General features: G+C 69.4%; 14 protein-coding genes. 8 read left to right on the plus strand and 6 right to left on the minus strand.

What is annotated here, in order from left to right:
- Positions 1-3: 3 nt before the first annotated feature.
- Both EV192_RS10430 and EV192_RS10435 read right to left on the minus strand, forming a co-directional pair.
- Entirely contained in the window at positions 4-1,122 is a 1,119-nt protein-coding gene (locus tag EV192_RS10430) for an acyltransferase family protein (RefSeq protein ID WP_132113831.1), read from the minus strand.
- Positions 1,106-2,056: an alpha/beta hydrolase gene (locus EV192_RS10435; RefSeq protein ID WP_132113833.1), complete on the minus strand. Its 951-nt coding sequence runs from the start codon at positions 2,054-2,056 to the stop codon at positions 1,106-1,108. Before EV192_RS10435 ends, EV192_RS10430 begins: the two co-directional genes overlap by 17 nt.
- 192 nt (positions 2,057-2,248) lie before the next feature.
- Here EV192_RS10435 and EV192_RS10440 point away from each other — a divergent pair, with 192 nt between their 5' ends.
- On the plus strand, positions 2,249-2,794 hold the full coding sequence (locus EV192_RS10440; protein ID WP_132113835.1) for a hypothetical protein: 546 nt from the start codon (positions 2,249-2,251) through the stop codon (positions 2,792-2,794).
- A 7-nt stretch (positions 2,795-2,801) separates the two neighbouring features.
- Here EV192_RS10440 and EV192_RS54640 read toward each other — a convergent pair whose 3' ends face one another.
- Together EV192_RS54640 and EV192_RS10450 are read right to left on the minus strand one after the other, a co-directional pair.
- A complete protein-coding gene (locus EV192_RS54640; protein ID WP_207925966.1) occupies positions 2,802-5,399 on the minus strand; it encodes a hypothetical protein in 2,598 nt (865 codons plus the stop codon).
- 142 nt (positions 5,400-5,541) lie between these two features.
- Positions 5,542-6,459 (minus strand): LysR family transcriptional regulator, encoded by a 918-nt coding sequence (locus EV192_RS10450; protein ID WP_132113837.1) that lies wholly within the window; start codon positions 6,457-6,459, stop codon positions 5,542-5,544.
- 71 nt (positions 6,460-6,530) lie between these two features.
- Here EV192_RS10450 and EV192_RS10455 point away from each other — a divergent pair, with 71 nt between their 5' ends.
- From EV192_RS10455 to EV192_RS10470, 5 genes are all read left to right on the plus strand, one after another.
- The gene (locus EV192_RS10455; RefSeq protein WP_243726759.1) at positions 6,531-6,674 is read left to right on the plus strand and encodes a hypothetical protein; all 144 of its coding nucleotides are present in this window, start codon (positions 6,531-6,533) and stop codon (positions 6,672-6,674) included.
- Positions 6,671-7,510: an SDR family NAD(P)-dependent oxidoreductase gene (locus tag EV192_RS10460; protein WP_132113839.1), complete on the plus strand. Its 840-nt coding sequence runs from the start codon at positions 6,671-6,673 to the stop codon at positions 7,508-7,510. Before EV192_RS10455 ends, EV192_RS10460 begins: the two co-directional genes overlap by 4 nt.
- A gap of 177 nt (positions 7,511-7,687) precedes the next feature.
- Positions 7,688-8,620 carry an alpha/beta fold hydrolase gene (locus tag EV192_RS10465; protein ID WP_243726760.1) on the plus strand — a complete coding sequence of 311 codons (933 nt, stop codon included), beginning with the start codon at positions 7,688-7,690 and terminating at the stop codon, positions 8,618-8,620.
- Between the two features lie 21 nt (positions 8,621-8,641).
- A complete protein-coding gene (locus tag EV192_RS53715; RefSeq protein WP_165960330.1) occupies positions 8,642-8,944 on the plus strand; it encodes a twin-arginine translocation signal domain-containing protein in 303 nt (100 codons plus the stop codon).
- The gene (locus tag EV192_RS10470; protein WP_165960331.1) at positions 8,908-10,449 is read left to right on the plus strand and encodes an amidohydrolase; all 1,542 of its coding nucleotides are present in this window, start codon (positions 8,908-8,910) and stop codon (positions 10,447-10,449) included. Before EV192_RS53715 ends, EV192_RS10470 begins: the two co-directional genes overlap by 37 nt.
- Position 10,450: 1 nt before the next feature.
- On the opposite strand, the gene EV192_RS10475 is transcribed toward EV192_RS10470, so the two are convergent.
- Both EV192_RS10475 and EV192_RS10480 read right to left on the minus strand, forming a co-directional pair.
- Positions 10,451-12,325 carry an acyl-CoA synthetase gene (locus EV192_RS10475; protein ID WP_132113844.1) on the minus strand — a complete coding sequence of 625 codons (1,875 nt, stop codon included), beginning with the start codon at positions 12,323-12,325 and terminating at the stop codon, positions 10,451-10,453.
- Positions 12,326-12,330: 5 nt separating this feature from the next.
- Positions 12,331-13,212: an esterase/lipase family protein gene (locus EV192_RS10480; RefSeq protein WP_132113846.1), complete on the minus strand. Its 882-nt coding sequence runs from the start codon at positions 13,210-13,212 to the stop codon at positions 12,331-12,333.
- A 132-nt stretch (positions 13,213-13,344) separates the two neighbouring features.
- Between EV192_RS10480 and EV192_RS10485 the strand changes: the two genes are divergently transcribed.
- Together EV192_RS10485 and EV192_RS10490 are read left to right on the plus strand one after the other, a co-directional pair.
- Positions 13,345-14,481 (plus strand): PucR family transcriptional regulator, encoded by a 1,137-nt coding sequence (locus tag EV192_RS10485; RefSeq protein WP_132113848.1) that lies wholly within the window; start codon positions 13,345-13,347, stop codon positions 14,479-14,481.
- Positions 14,482-14,611: 130 nt separating this feature from the next.
- Positions 14,612-16,042: an APC family permease gene (locus EV192_RS10490; RefSeq protein ID WP_132113850.1), complete on the plus strand. Its 1,431-nt coding sequence runs from the start codon at positions 14,612-14,614 to the stop codon at positions 16,040-16,042.
- Position 16,043: the final 1 nt, after the last annotated feature.

A 16,043-nucleotide genomic window follows, 5' to 3' on the forward strand; every position in this document is an offset into this window, starting at 1 on the left:
TGATCACACCTTAGATACGCCGCCGCGTTCGTGCCGACGGAACACCGCGCAGAGGACAAGCAGCACCACGGCGAAGACAGGTAACCACGCGAGCCTGGCGAGCACCCAATTCCCACTGGCCGGCACGGTGTGCAGACCTGGCAGGGTCTCGCCGGTGAGCCTGCCGGCGGCGGTGACCGCGATCAGCGCGGTCAGGTGCCACAGGTAGATGGTCATCGCGGAGAGGTTGGCCAGTGCCACCGCCGCCCAGACGACCGGCCGCCGCAGTACCCGGCGCAATGGGCCGAGCAGCAGAACGGTCGCTCCGCACTGCGCGAGGCCGAAGGTCACGGCGGCCAAGGTGGGCGGGTTGAGATTGGAGATCCCGTTGCCGGGCACGCCGACCATGGCGGCCGGGTAGCCGGCCAGCAGGACCAACCCGGCTGTGGCGGCGGCACCGCCCAGTAGCAGCGCCCAGCCGGTGCCGCGGCCAGGGACACCGCGGCGCGCCCAGGTCGACCCCAGGCAGAACGGAACCAGCCACCCCACCGGCACGTTGACCCAGCCGAGCCACTCCGGACCGTCGAGACCCAACCGCACCACGTCGACGCACAGCACAACGGCCACCGGCCACACCGGATGCAGCTTCGTGACCAGCGGGGTCGCCGCCGTCAACGCCGCGAAGACCGCCAGGAACCACAGCGGCGACATCACCAGGTGGACCAGGGTGCGAACGGTCGGCCAGTCCGCCCCGCAGGCGAGCATCGAGCCTGCCACCGCGGCCCACACCACCACCAGGACCACGACCGGCCGGGACAGGCGGCCCAGCCGGGAGACCAGCCACTGCCCGTACGACCATCCCCGGGCTCGGGCCGACAGGTAGCCCCGTGCGCTCATCTGCCCGCCCACCAGGAAGAAGACCGCCAGGGTCTGCAACACCCACGAGACGGGAGTCAGCCATGGCAGGTACTGCAACGGGCTCTCGCCGTGCACAGTGCCGCTGTCCACGATCAGGCCGGTCACCAGCCAGTGACCGAGCACCACCCCCAGAATGGCCAGGAAGCGGAGCGCGTCCACGGCTCGATCCCGGTCCGGCGGCGTCGCGGCCTCGGTCCGCTCGACAAGTTCACGAACGCGTGTCATGGGTGTCTCCCGAGATGATCCGTGCGATCCCCGCCAGCGACGAGGAGCCGGGTTTCAGGTAGTCGCTGTGGCCGCCGGTGCCCGCGTCGAAGACTCGGGCACCGAACCCCGGCGAGAGCGGGTCCGGGCCGAATCCGATGGTGGTGACCATGAACCTCAGACGGAAGTGAGGCACGTTGGCGATCCAATCAGTCGCGCCGCGCCCGGCCCACACTGTGGCAGGAGTATGCAACTCGGCCACGGTGTCGTATCCGGTGCCGGGGCTGCCCAGCAGGACGATGTCGGACACGGCCATGTCCGCCGCGGCTCGCGCGCACACCACCGTGCCGTAGGAATGGCAGACAAGTGACGTCCGGGCCGCGGGTTTGACCGCACGCAACTCCTCGACGAACCGGCGTAACCCACCGGTGGCCTCGTCCGCACGACCGGTCGTCAACACCCCGAGGCTGATCGTGCTCGGTGTCGCGTACCCGAGCCACGCGATCACAGCGGACTTGTCGCCCAGTTGCCCCACAAGTGCCGCCGCGGCGGATTCGAGCCGCCCGTACCTGTCGAGATCGGTGTCCGAACCCGGGACCAGCACGGCGATTCGCTCGGCCTGGGCAAGATCGCCGAAGACTTCGACCGTGCGGCCGCCGTCACGGCCATCGAACGTGAGGAAGGAACGATCAGGCTCCGCCATGGCACGCAACGCCGCGGCCCGGGTCAGGTCACCGTGCGCACTGGCCATCCGTTCGGCCGCCCTGATGTCTTCGCGACTTGCGGCGTACCGGTCGGCGAGAGCTCCAGCGGTCGCCGGAGGCAACGGGCCGGCGTGCGCCGGGGCAGGCGCCGGCACAGCCGCCGGGCGGGCCATCCCCGACATCGGCACGGCTATCACGGCGCCGGCGAACGCGGCGAGCAGCGCGTGGTACATCCGCGGCAGAGACGCCATGGCGATCCTCCATATCTTTTCGTGCTCTGCACCGAAAGCTATGGATCACACCTCGTGGTCGGCGTCCCTCCGTGGAGCGCACTTACCGCGTAGCTCTTAAGTACTACGGGTCGTCGGGCCGGGAAATGCTCCCGAGTGTCTGGGTGCACGCACCCTTCTCACTCGCGTGTCGCGCCCGCGACGATCCGAGGCATGCGGAAATGGACCAAGTTGCTGGCCCTGCCGGCGATCGCCCTGTCCTTGCTCGCCTCCGGTGGTGTCGCGCAGGCACAGTCGACCCCCTGGAACTTCACCACGGCGTGGCACAACGCGAAATTTCCCGGCAAATGCCTGAGCGCGATGCCGGAGCCGATCCTCGCCGCGGCGCGTCCGATCGGCACCAAGTTCCCGGTGATCATGCATTCGTGTGACCAATGGGACCAGTTCCACCTGTGGACCACGAAACAGATCGGCGACAACCGCTTCCTCTTCGGCCCGAGCGACGCCTTCGGCCACGGCGTCGACGGCTGTGTCGGCTTCAACCTGCTCAGCGAACTCGACGTATGGCAGTGCTCGGCGACGGAGCCGAGAGAGGTGTGGTCGGTCACCGGAACCGCGGCCGCCGGATACCGGTGGAAGTCCGAATTCGCCCAGACCTGCATGCGCGTCGACGACGCGGGCTGGGGCCCTGTGCTGGCGAACTGCGACTCCCCACGCACCGAACTGAACTGGATCCCGGAACACGCGCCCAGCCACTGAATCGGCACTACCGGGTCCTGGATACGGGCTGTGCGAGCCGTGCTTGGAGTTTGGCGTGCCGGAACTGGTAGACGGGTCCCACCGTGCGCAGCAGGTGTCTGCTCCGCGCGTCTTCCAGGAACGCGACCAGCCGCAGTGGGGTCTCGTGCCGGATCGCGAGTTGCACCGCAGCCAGTGCGGTGTCTGCGGCGGCGGCACCAGGTGAGCTCGCGGCGGTGCCCTCACGTTTGATTATCAATGCGGTCCCGAGCCCGCACACGAGCCCGACCAGCAGCACGACCGACAGCACGACCGAAGGTCTGGACGCGAGCCCCGATGGGAGCCCTGGCACGAGCCCAACCGTGAGCACTGCCACGAGAGCGAACACGAGCCCAGCCACGGATATGAACATGAGCCCGGCGTTTCTGTCTTCGCGCCAGACATCCGCAGGCCCGAGCGGGCTTTCATCAACTTCCGTATGCCTCGCGAGCCCCTGCAGGACGACAACCACAAGTCCGGATACGAGCCCGACTGAGAGCCCGGTCAGGAGCCCGGCCGACAGCCCGGCCAGGAGCCCGGCCAACACCCCGGCCAGAAGCCCGCCGGAGAGCCCGGCCAGGAATCCGAACACGAGACTTTGCACTGCGCTCCGATAGGTAAGGCGGGTGATCCGTCTGGGCATGACCGGTACCCCCTGCCAATGCCCGGCCAAGAGCCCGACCACGGTCGTGAGCCCGACCACGAGCCCAGCCGAGAGCCCGAGCACGGGCCCGAACACGGGCCCCAGCGCAAGCCCGACGACGAGCTCGTTCACGAGCACGGTCGTGACGGCGCCCATGATCATTCGGGAGCGGTGCGTTGTCCAGGTGGGGATGTGCCACCAGGCGAGGTCGGCAGTGCCGTGTTCGGTGAGCCGGGTGGCGAGGTAGCGCAGCGTGCGTTGGGCGGTCGCCACCGGGTAGCGCGGGGCAGGATGGCCGGGGCGGGGTGTGTACGCGGCGGTGATGGCTTGGTCGAGCAGATGGTTCTCGATGTCGGCGGCAGCAGGAAATCGTTCGTCGTCAAGGAGTTCGTCGACCAGGTCGGCCGAACCGTAGACGTCACGGAGCAGGCTGAGCGCGAGCGGCGTGATCAGGGCTTCTGACAACGCACTGGTCCCTTGTTCATCGTCCGCTATCCCGGCGAGATGATCGCTGATCCGCTGCCACGGGACTGGTGGCGGATTGACCAACGGTTGCAGGAGATAGCCGGCGGCGTCGGTGGGCTGCACGGGTTGAAGTTCCAACGCGACGGCGCCGGCCAGCGGGCCGTGCTGGGCTGCCGCGACCGCTTCCTCGGTGCGGGTCAGCAAGACCAGTCGGAAGGGGGCGTCGGCCAGCGCCGCCAGGACGCCGGGCCGAACGGACTCAGGGATTTCGTCCAAGCCGTCGAGGAATCCCGCCACGCGGCCGGCGGTCAGCAGGTCCGTTGCCGCGCGACGGCCTGTGCGGCCGTGGAAGAGTGGGTAGGTCTCGGCGAGTTTGCCGGCCATCCAGTCGGTGACCGACACGCCGCTGTCGGGGTCCCAGCCGTGCAGGGTGAACAGCACCGGCACCGGAATCCTCGCCTGGTCTTCCGGCCTGGCCTGCTTTCGGTAACTCAGCGCGTCCCGCAGCAGGAGGATCGCGGCGGCGGTCTTTCCCGATCCTGGTGGTCCGAGCAGCAGCAGCCGCCCCGACGGCAATCCTCCGTAGATCCGGTGCAAAGCGTCTTTGTCGCCCTCACTCGGTTCGCTGACGGCCGGCAGTCCGGGCAGCGGATCGAACCGCGGATACCTGGCGGCCGATTCCGGGCCGGCGACCGGCGCCGTCGAGCGACGCCACCGGATCGGCAACGGGGCGGGGTGCAACAACCGCCGGTCGTTGGCCGCCCCCGTCCACTGATTCCACGACGCCTTGGCCAGCAGGCCCAATTGCTCGTCTGCCGGCGATGCGAGTGGGGGCGCGACCACAGGATGGCTGGTGTGGTCACCGCGTTGGTCGAGCACTGTGGGGTCGGCGGGATAGGGCTGATCAGGCAGCGCGACCCAGGCGGTGTCGCAGGTTTCCTTCACCGCCACCAGGATGGGTCGGAACGTGGCCGCGTCGACCCCGGCGGAGTGGCGAACGACCTCGTCGAACACCCACCGGGACACAGCCAGCGCGACCACTCCGGAGGAGTCCGCCAACGCCTGTTTGACAGGCGGGGCGTCCAGCAGCCGGAAGACGGTGATGACCGCGTTCGACGTGACGCCGTGATCGTCGTGTGCGACTTCGCCCGCGTGCACAGCCATCCGAAGCCGAACCCGCTGCCTTTCATCGCTGATGTGGTTGTGGGCGCGCACCGCGTGCGCCAGGGCTTCCGGCATGACAGCGACCAGTGGCGACTTGGGGATGTCCGGCGGTACCAGGATGAACACCGCGTCGCCCCGGTCCTCGGTCCGGCAGCGGTCCCACGGCACCCCGGCGGCGTCAAGTGCCTCCGCCACGACCTTGTAGAGCCCGGCGCGGGTGGCCAGTTGGTGTGGCATCGTCCGCGCGGGGTCGCCGAAACCTTCGATGTCCACAGCGATGATCGTGCGATGGACCGCGACCTCGGAACCCACCATGCCACCCTCCGCGGAATTCCGCTTTTGGTGTCCCGTCCGAAGTTGTACCGATCACCGGCCGGGTCGATCCCTCCTTTGCGCGGGTTCGCCTTGGCGAATACCGAGCTCACCCGATCGGACGCAACCGAGCACCTGTTCGGGGCTATGCCGGGGTGTCCGTCTCGATGGCGGCGGCGCGCAGGGCGTCGGCGAGGCGGGCGACCGGTTCCGGTAGTGGTCGCGGGACTCGGGCGAGGTGGATGCGGCGTTGCTCCGCCGGTCCGCCGCGGACCGGCAGGATCCGCACTCCGGGCGGTGTCGCGGAGGAGAACGAGGCGGGCACGGTGGTGATACCGCAGCCGGCGGCGACCAGGTGCAGTTTCGCCAGCCAGTCACGGGCGGTGTGGGCGATCTGGGGGCGTTCGTCCACACCCGGCCAGACGCCCATCACCCCTTCGTGGCCCGGTCCGGCGATCCAGCGTTGGCCGCGCAGGTCGGCGATCTCGATGAACTCGTTGCGGGCCAACGGATGCGTGGTGGGCACGGCGACGCGCAGGCTGCGTTCGGTGAGAATGTGCAGTTCCAGTGCGGGTGTTTCGGCGTCCGGTGGGCGGAACGGCGGTGCCGACGCCAGCAGTGCGACGTCCAGGGTGCCGGCCCGCAGCGCCCGCACCAGTGCCGGTGTGCTGCCCTCGCGGGTGATCACGGTGATGGCCGGGTGGGTGCTGCGCAACGCGGCCAGCGCGCGGGGAACCAGCCAGGCGCCGGCGCTGGCGAACCAGCCGAGCCGGATCGTGCTGTGGTCCTCGGGCAGGCCGGCCAACTCCCGCGCGGTCGTGTCGACCTGGTCGACGACGATGGCGGCGCGGCGGACCACGACCCGTCCGGCCGGGGTGAGCCGTACCCCGTCGTGCCGCCGCTCCAGCAACGGCGTGCCCGCCGCGCGTTCCAGTGACGCGATCTGCCGGGATACCGCGGACTGCGTGTAGCCGAGTGCGGTCGCCGCGGCGGTGAGTGTGCCCCGCTCGGCCACTTCCCGGAACACCCGGAGCGCGGTCAGCGAGGCATCGGTGAAGGCCATGACATATACGCATACCATGGTTGACTGTCTTTCGTTGGCGGCATGGCCGCGGGCTGCCTAGCGTGGCCGGTATGAGCCTGATCAAGACGCCGGAACAGGGCGCGGCGACCTCGGTCCTCCTGGCCACGTCGCCCCAGTTGGCGGGTGTCGACCCGGACAGCGCCGAACGCCTGTGGACCCTCTCCGAAACCCTGCTCGCGAAAGGACCGGCATGACGAAGGTCGCCCTGGTCACCGGCGCCACCCAGGGCCTGGGCCTGGCACTGGCCGAGGGACTCGCCCACCGAATGTCCACTGAGGACACCGTTTACCTCACCGGTCGGGACATCGACCGGGTCACCCAGGCCGTCGACACCGTGCCCAGCGGCGGCGCGCGGGTCCGTGGCGAGATCCTGGACGTGGCCAATCCCGAAGCCGCCGACCGCCTCGCCAGGCAACTGAACGAGCGGCACGGCGGCGTCGACATCGTGTTCAACAACGCCGTCATGCGAGTCGGACCGGACGACGATCCACGCGCGATCGTCGACCGCTACACCGAGGTGAACAACTTCGGCACCACCCGGATGCTGCGCGCCTTCGCTCCCCTACTACGGGACAACGGCCGGCTGATCGTCGTCGCGAGTTCGTTCGGCAGGTTGCACTACCTGGCACCGGCGCTGCACGACCGCTTCGCCAACTTGTCCTCTTTGGACGACGTGGACAAGCAGGTCGCCGCATGGCGCGACGCCGTACGGGACGGAAGCGCCCGCAGTGGCGCGTGGCCTGGTTTCGTCAACATCCCGTCCAAGATCGGCCAGGTCGCCGCCGTGCGCACCCTTGCCGAGCAGCGCCGCGAGGACGACGCCGAACGCGGCATCCTGCTCGCCGCGGTCTGCCCCGGCATGATGAACACCCCCACATCCGCCATGTGGTGGGACGTCAGCACCGCGCCCACTCCCGCCCAGGCCGCTGTCGCTCTCCTGGATCTCGCGCTCGACCCGGTCCGTCCCCAGCACTACGGCCAACTCGTCCGCGACGGAGAAGTCCTCCCCTGGTCTCCCACGAGTATGTGAGCCGCCTGTTGTTGATGTCAACACACAGGACACTTGACGCCGGAGACCAAGACCTGAGCCACCACGGCACCTCATTCAGGGTGTTGACATTGACAACACTGGAGGGGCATCCTCTCGGTCTACCAGGCAGGACGAGACGGTGGAGTTCGCATGACAGGCTCGGCGAGGTCGGACGGCGTGAGCCGACGACGGATCATGTTGGCTACCACGGCTGCCGCGGCGGCGATGGCCGTCCCGGGGACGGCGACAGCCGATCCTGACCGGCGCGTCCCGTGCGACACGCCGGAGCCGGTCCCGGCTCAAGTACCGGCCAGCGAAGGGTTTCTGGATGTGCCGGGGGCGCGGCTGTGGTACTGGGACACCGGTGGCAACGGCCCCGCGGTCGTGCTGGTGCACCCGGGCAGCGGCAGCGCTTTGTCCTGGCCGTACCAGCAGCCGGTCTTCGCCAAGGCCGGCTATCGGGTGATCGCGTACTCGCGGCGCGGGCACTACAACTCCTCGCCGCCCGCGCCCGGCAACCCGGGTGTCGGCGCCGACGATCTGCAGGCGTTGGTCGACCACCTGCGCCTGCGGCGGTTCCACCTGCTCGGCGCGGCGCTGGGCGGCTACTTCGCGACGGACTACGCGCTGCTGCACCCGGAACGGCTGCTCAGCCTGGTGATCCTGAGCAGTTTCATGGGTATCTCCGACCCGGAGTACCTTCGGGTGACCTCGTTGCTGCGACCACCGGGTTTCTCGGACATGCCGCACGACTTCCTCGAACTGAGCCCGTACTACCGCGCCGCCAACGAGACCGGTGCCCGGCAGTGGCGGGAGATCTCGGACAGGTCACTCGGCGGGCACTCGGTCGACAGCCAACTGGTGTCGCAGCCGATCAGTTGGGCGCGACTGGAAACCCTGTCGGTCCGCACCCTGCTCATCGGCGGGGACGCGGACCTCTACCTGCCGCCGCCGATCCTGCGGATGATCGTCGGCCACCTACCGGGCTGCAGCACACTGGTCTACGGCAAGGCCGGCCACTCCGCCAACTGGGAACGTCCTGTCGACTTCAACCGTGACGTGCTGAAGTTTCTGTCCGGCGCCCGGTTCCCCCGTGAGTCCTGCCGCTGACCGACCCAAGGAGGCTCGACGATGGATCGTCGTCAGTTGCTGCGCGGAGCCGCCGTGGTGGCCGCCGGTACAGCGATCACGGAAGCGTTGCCTACGGTCGCGAACGCATCGCCGGGCACCGCGGACCTCATCATCCACAATGGACGCGTGCTCATCCTGGACAAGCACTTCCGCACGGCGGAGGCCGTCGCCATCCGCGGCGGGCGCGTACTCGCCGTGGGCAGCGGCCGGGACATCCGACGCTACCAGGCCCCCAGACAGAACTGCTCGACGCGGGCGGCGGCACGGTGCTTCCAGGCGTCAACGACTCACACAACCACCTGAACTCGCTTGGGTTGAGCGCCCCGCCGTACAGCGTCAGCGTGGACACCAAGACGATCGCCGAACTGGTCGCGGTGTTGCGAAAGGCTGCGGCTGAGGCACCCGCGCCGGATTCGTGGATCCGTGGCCGGGGTTGGCAGGAACTCGTCCTGCCGCGGGCACCGGTCGCCGCCGACATCGACCCGGTTTCCGGAAACCATCCGGTGATCCTCGGTGACTTCTCCGGGCACGCGGTGTCCGTGAACTCCGTCGTGATGCGGATGGCAGGCATCACCCGCGACACCGTGCCACCGCCTGGCGGCGTCATCGACAAGGACGCGAACGGCGAACCGACGGGCGTGTTCCGCGAGACCGCCGCGGGCCTGGTGCGCCGTGTCGTCCCGCCGTACACCCGGGAGGAACGCTCACAAGCCATCGACAGCGGCGTGAAACTCCTGCACACCATGGGAATCACGAGCGTCACCGAACCGGGCATCGACGTCGACACGTTGGGCATCTACGCGGAGAAGGCGCGTTCCGGCACGTTACCTCTGCGCATCTCCGCACTGTTGGGCGCAGGAACCACGCCACAGTCGCTGCGGAACGTCCTGGCCGGATACCAGCCTTTGACTGACGTTGATCCCCGGATCCTGCGTGTCGTCGGGGTCAAGCTCTTCGCCGACGGTATCCCCCGGTTCCGGACCGCGTGGATGAACAAGCCGTACCTGGACGGATCCAACGGTCGTCTCACCATCGGCGGCGCCACACCGGCCGAGCAGCTTGCCAACCTGCACGAGATGATCAAGATCGCGACCGACGCCAAGCTTCAAGTCGGCACGCACGCGACCGGCGACGCGACCACCGACGCGACAGTCGCCGGGTACGTCAAAGCGGTCGGGCACAACTGGCGTAGGGCGGATCTGCGCCACTACGTGATCCACTGCAACTTCCCGTCCGCGCGGACACTGCGGACGATGGCGCGCAACGGGATCGGCGCGAACATGAACGCGGAGATCCTGTACCTGCAGGGGCGCGTGCTCGAATCGATCATCGGGCCCGAACTGACGGAGTACCAGTGGCCCTACCGCAGCGCGCTCAACGCAGGCGTGCAGGTGGCGAGCGGATCGGACGCGCCTGTGGTGGCGTTCCACTGGCTGCGCGGCGTGATGGCGGCCGCGCTGCGAGAAGGCGGCGACGGCAGCGTCGCCGGCACCGCGGAGCGCATCACCATGCCCGAAGCGCTGGCCACCTACACCCGGACCGCGGCTTGGCAGGACCACGCGGAGAGCTGGAAGGGCACACTGGAGCCTGGGATGGCGGCTGACGTCTGCATTGTCGACGGCGACGTCCTCACCCAGGACCCACACGACCTCATCCACAGAGGAATCGCCGCCACGGTGGTTGACGGCAAGGTGGTCTACGAGCGGTCACCCGGTGGCCAGGCCAAAGCCGCCGGCATGGGCCACACCTGCGAAGAGGCCGGCAAGTGCTGCTGTCAGCTGGCTGAGGAGATCCGGGCCGGACAATGAGCTATCGCTCCAGCAGGCGCCAACGGAAGGTGTAGGCGTCGAGGGCCAACGCGAGTTCGCCGATGCCGGCCTGGTGGGTTCCCGGGTCGACCACGACGACCGGCTCGTCTCCGTCCACCACGACCGTGGCGGTCACTCCCGCGAGGTCCAGCGACGCGATCTCGTGTTCGGCCGCACGCCGTAAAGCGTCCTGGCGCAGAGCTGGTTTGTACTGCTTGCCGACTGCGGTCAACGGGATCTCTTTGACGACATAGACGTCCTTCGGTACCGCGGCGCGCTCGGGGACGTGCTCGGCCGCCCACGTGAGCAGTTCTTCCGGCGACGTCTCGGTGTGCAGGGTCACGTACACGACGGGGACTTCGCCGGCGTGGCGGTCTGGCCGGCCGACGGCTGCCGCGCTGGACACCGCTGGGTGGGTGAGCAGCGCGTCCTCGATTCCGGCCGGGTCGATGTTGTGCCCGCCGCGGATGATCAGGTCCTTTGCTCGGCCGGTCAGTCGCACGAACCCGGCTGTGTCGACGCTGCCCAGGTCGCCGGTGTCCAGCCAGCCGTCGACCACTTTTCCGGCGGGGTCCGGGATCCGGCCGGCCGCGGTCTGGCGCAGGTAGCCGGGGAAGACGTTGGGTCCGCTGACCACCAGCACGCCGGGCTCGCCGGCGGGGAGGTCGGTCCAGCCGTTGTCGTCCATCCGCACGGCTTTTATTTGCTGGTACGGCATTCGCTGGCCGACTGTGCCGGGGCGGGGTGCGCCAGGGAACGACCGCACGGAGGCGCAGGTGGCCTCGGTGAGGCCGTAGCCCTCGCACAGCTCGACTCCGGTGTGGTCGCGGAACTGCGTACGCACGGAATCGGGCAGGGGCGCCGCGCCGACGATCGGCAGGGTGAGGGTGGAGATGTCGGCGTCGACAGGGATGTGCACGAGCACGGCGTACACAGTGGGCACCGCTGACATCGCGCCGATCCGGTAGCGCTCGACGATCCGCCAGAACGCCGGGTACAGCGCGGGATCCCGGTAGCCGAGCGGCCCGGCCCACACCACCTGCTGGCCCTTGAACAGCGGTGCGAGCCCGGTGACGAACAACGCGTTGGCGTGGAACAACGGCAATGCGCCCAGCAGCACGATGTCCTCGTCGCCGCTGCACGCGGCGAGCGTCCACGCCATGGTGACCTCGTTGGCGTGGGTGTGCACCGCGATCTTCGGGGTGCCGGTGCTGCCGCCGGTGTGGAAGTAGCCGGCGATGTCGGTCGCTACGGGCGGATCTGCCAGCAGCGTGCTCGGCTCGGCTATGGCGGCGAGGTCTTCGAGCCAGGCGGCGTTCCCGGGCAGGGCGGGTCTGCCAGGAGCGGCACCGTCGGGACGGACCGCGAGGACAGCGGCCAGGCCAAGGTCGCTCGCCAGCCCGAGCGCGGTGTCCCAGAGATCGGGGTCCAACTCGGGGCCGGCGGCGATCAGGACCTTGGCGCCGGACGCCTGCAGCAGCGAGCGGATCTGCGACGCGGCGAGCCCGGGGTTCACTGGCGCGGCGACGCCGACGGCCTCGGCCGCCAACGTCGCCGCGAGCACCTCCCCCGTGTTCGGCGACAGCAGCGCCACCGCGTCGAGCCGCCCGACGCCGAGCGTGCTCAGCGCGTTGCCGATCCGGTGGACGCGGGTGAGCAGTTCGGCGAACGTCCAGGTCACCGGCTCCGCCCAGCGCGCCGCGGACGGCAGCAGCGTCACCGCCGGACGGCTGGGAAAGCGGGCTCCGGCTTGCTGGAGCAGGGCGTAGGTGCTCTCCGGCAGGTCGCGCTCGGACAGGGGGACGGCCTCGATCGCGGCGAGGTCGTCCGGCCCGTCGTAGCGCGGCCAGGCCGTGGATGGGCTGGTCGCGGTCATCGGGTTCAGCCGGGGGAGCCGACGGCGCAGATGGCGATCGGGGTCGCGTGCGCCGGGTCGAGCGCGTTGCGGACCAGGTGCCAGACATTGAGGTCGTACGCCTCGCCGATGTGGCCGACCGGGTCGAACGGGCAGGAGTCCTGGACGTAACGGTTGTGCACGCCAGGTTCGCGCACGAACGAGGTCTCCGTCGGGGTCACCAGCTCGTCGTAGCGCGACGTGATGATCGTGTAGTCGATTCCCGGCTGCGCGACCGGCCCGGTGTTCAGGGCGATGACCGCGGCGCCGCCGTCGAGTTCGTCGGCGAAGATCGGCAGGCCGATCGTCTTGACGATGGTGTCCCAGGTGCCCTTGCCGAGCAGCGTGTACGCCAGCGTGAGCAGGCCGGACGCGTTGGCGCCGTGGGTGGGTGGCGCGATCGCCACGACATGGGCGATCTCGGACTGGATGCCCTGCATCTTGGCCAGGTAGAGGGACTGCAGGCCGCCTTCGGAGTGCCCGACGACGTCGACCTTGGCCGCGCCGGTCGCGCCACGGACGCGCTCGACGAAGTTCTTGATCTCCACCGACGACTCGGCCACCGGCTTCAGGCCGCCGACGAACGGGAACCCTGGGTAGGCGCCGTACGTCAGAGAGAACGTGCAGTAGCCGCGGGCGGCGAGGTCGGCCTGGAGGAAGTTGAGGTCCTCGTAGTAGGTGGCGAAGGTGCCGTGCAGCAGCACGACCGGGTTCGGGTGGGCCGCGCCCGGCCGGCAGGAGAAGTCGTTGTTGCCGCCGGCGGTCGCGGCCTGGGCAGGGACGGCCGTGCCCACGCCGAGCGTGAGCGCCAGCAGTGTGCCGGCGATGCCCGCCCATCGTTTCGCCCGGCGGACCTTCGTTCGCGCCATTGCGACTCCCTTTCGTGATCGGTCGACTCGATCTGGTCTGCATGCACAGCATGCTCCGGTCGGCCAACGCTGTCTGCTAGCACAACGCGCAGAAACTTGCCGCGGAGGTTTGTGCACAGTGACAATGTCGGCATGAACAACGTCGACGCGTTGCTGCCCCGGATCGACGAGATCGCGACCGCGATGATCGCTCGATGCGCGGTCGAGATCCCGGCCTACCGGCTGCTGCCGGCGAGCGTGCTTGAGGGCGATCTGGTGGCCAACGCCAAGGGCGTCTTCGAGTTGTTCCTGACCACGGTCGCCGAGGGACGGCCACCGACCGAGCAGGAGTTGGCGCCCCCGATCGCCTGGGGTGCCGAACGGGCCCGCGACGGCCTACCGCTCGAAGCCGTGCTCCAGACCTACCCGACGGGCGCCGGCGTGGCCTGGGCGATGGCCGCCGAGGGGGATGTCGACCTTGAGGTGCTCGGTACCCGGATGATCGGCTTCCTGGGTGCGGTGATCCCCCGGGTCGCGGCCGCGTACCTGCGCGAACGTGACGACCTGGACTGGGAGCAGCGCGAGGACCGCCAGAACCTGGCCGCCGGTCTGCTGGCCGGCCGCCCGGCACGGCGCGCCGCCAGCCGGAAGCTCGCCGACAGCTACGACGTCGTCGTGTTCCATCTGCCCGCGCTGCCCGCGGACAGCGGTCCCCGGGCCGCGACGAACCTGTTCCGCCAGATCCGGTCCGATATGGACAGTCAGCCGGACGTGCTGGTGACGTTCAAGGACGACGGCGGCATCGTGCTCGTCCCGACCGGTGGTGCCGACCGGCTGATGTCCCGGATCGACGCGGTGACCGGCCATCGGTGTGTCGCCGCGGCCGCCACCGCGGCCACCCACGCCGACATTCCGGCGGCGCACAACGAAGCCGCGGAAGTCCTTGCCCTGGCCGAGAACCTGAGCCGCCCGCCGGGTCTCTACCGGCTCGCCGACCTCGCCATCGAGTACCAGATAGCCCAGCCGGGACCGGCCCGCGAACTCCTCGCCCGCGTGCTGGCGCCACTGGCCGGGCACCCGCACCTGATCGACACCCTGCGCGGGTTCGTCCTGTCCGGCTACCACCGTGGCGACGCCGCGGCCGCGTTGAACATCCACCGCAACACGCTGACCTACCGCCTCGGCCGCATCCAGATCCTCACCGGCCACGACGCCACCCAGCCCGCCGACGCCCGCCACCTCGCCGCCGCGATCACGGCCTACGACATCATCCGCCACGCCAGCCGGTAGCCGGCACCTGCCTTTGCATTGCGAGCACAGCCCTTGACCGTGGCAGCACAGCCGGCGCCGGCGCTATCAGGATCCCCACCGGACAAGCGATCGTGTCAGGTCAATACCGCGCGGCGCGAGGAGAACGACCATGGAAACCGGGTCCGCAGGGCGACTTCGACGCGACGCACTTGGCACAGCCGGAGTGGTGTTCCTGGTCCTCGCCGCGGTGGCACCACTCACCGGCATCATCGTCATCGCCGCGCTCGGCATCGCGGTGGGCAACGGTGGCGGCATGCCCGGCGCGTTCGCCATCGCCGCGCTGATCCTGCTTCTGTTCGGGACCGGATACGCGCAGATGAGCAAGGACGTCGTCGGCGCCGGCGGGTTCTACGTGTACGTCACCAAGGCGCTCGGCCGCCCGCCAGGCCTGGTCGCGGCGTTCGTCGCGCTCGTCGGTTACAACTGCTTCGTCGCTGGCGCCGTCGGCACCAGCGGGTTCTTCACCGCCAGCGTCGTCCAGCAGGTCTTCGGGCTCGACACACCGTGGCCATTGTGGAGCGCGGTGTCGGTGGTCGCCGTGTTCCTGTTGGGCCGCCGCGGTGTCGATGTCAGCGCGAAGGTGCTCGGCACGTCGCTCGTCCTTGAGGTGTCGATCCTGCTGGTCCTCGACGTCGCGGTGCTGGTGCGCCACGGATACGACTTCACGGCGTTCGCGCCCGGCGTCGTGTTCTCCGGCTCGGTCGGCCTCGCGTTCCTCTTCGCGTTCAACGCGTTCGTCGGGTTCGAGGCGACAGGACTGTTCAGTGAGGAGGCCCGGGACCCGCGCCGCACCATCCCCCGAGCCACCTACATCGCCATCACCGCGATAGGCGTGTTCGCCGCGGTCACCACACTGGCCATCGTCACCGCCCTCGGGGTCGCCCAGGCCGGCCAAGCCGGCCAGGACCACCTGTCAACCGGCGACCTGGTGTTCTCGATCAGCAAGGACTACCTGGGCTCGACCCTCACCGACGTGATGATGCTGCTCCTGGTGGTCAGCCTCTTCGCGGCGCTGCTCGCACTGCACAACTCGGCCACCCGCTACCTCTTCGCGCTGGGCCGTGCCCGTGTGCTGCCGGCCGCGCTGGGCCGCACCAACGCCAAGAACGGCGCGCCCTACATCGCGAGCGCCGTACAGATCGCGTTCGCGACCATCGTCGCCGGGATCTTCGCGGTGACCGGCCTCGACCCGCTCGCCGACCTCACGGCCAGCATGACCGGCATCGGCACGCTCGGCATCATCGTGCTGCAGGCCATGGCCGGGGTCGCCGTCGTCGTGTACTTCCGCCGTCGCCGCGACCCACGCGTCTGGACCACGGCCGTCGCCCCGGGACTGGGCGGGCTCGGCCTGATCGGCGTGACCGTGCTCGCGGTCGTCAACTTCCCCACGCTCGCCGGTTCCGAGGCTCCGGTCATCGCGCTGCTGCCGTGGCTGCTGGTGATCGCGGCCGTGGTCGGGCTCGGCATGGCCCTACGCCTGCGCCGCAGCCGGCCAGAGATCTACGCGGGGCTGACCGACATCGCCGTTGACGCGCCATAGC

Origin of the sequence: Actinocrispum wychmicini (assembly GCF_004345645.1) — a bacterium.
GTDB classification, from domain to species: Bacteria; Actinomycetota; Actinomycetes; order Mycobacteriales; family Pseudonocardiaceae; genus Kibdelosporangium; species Kibdelosporangium wychmicini.